Source organism: Streptomyces griseicoloratus (genome assembly GCF_014534645.1).
GTDB lineage: Bacteria > Actinomycetota > Actinomycetes > Streptomycetales > Streptomycetaceae > Streptomyces > Streptomyces griseicoloratus.
Genome location: NZ_JACVQF010000119.1, coordinates 1 through 315 on the forward strand (window position 1 = coordinate 1; position 315 = coordinate 315).

Here is a 315-nt window from a genome sequence, read left to right on the forward strand (position 1 = left end):
CTTGCCGAGGTACATGACGGCGACGCGCTGCGAGAAGTGCCGGACGACGGCCAGGTCGTGGGCGATGAACACGAACGCGATGCCGAGTTCCCTCTGCACCTTCTGCAGCAGGTTCACCACCTGCGCCTGGATCGACACGTCCAGGGCCGACACCGGCTCGTCGGCCACGATCAGCTTCGGCTCCAGGGCCAGGGCACGGGCGACGCCGATGCGCTGGCGCTGACCGCCGGAGAACTCGTGCGGGAACCGGTTGTAGTGCTCCGGGTTCAGACCGACGATCTCCAGCAGCTCGCGGACGCGCTTCTCGCGTCCGCC

1 protein-coding gene is annotated in these 315 nt (G+C 68.3%); it reads right to left on the reverse strand.

All coding sequences use genetic code 11. The annotated features are described in order from the left end of the window. Window positions 1-315, reverse strand: a 315-nt coding sequence (locus H0H10_RS03395; protein ID WP_188179284.1) for an ATP-binding cassette domain-containing protein, incomplete at both ends; no start/stop codon positions are given.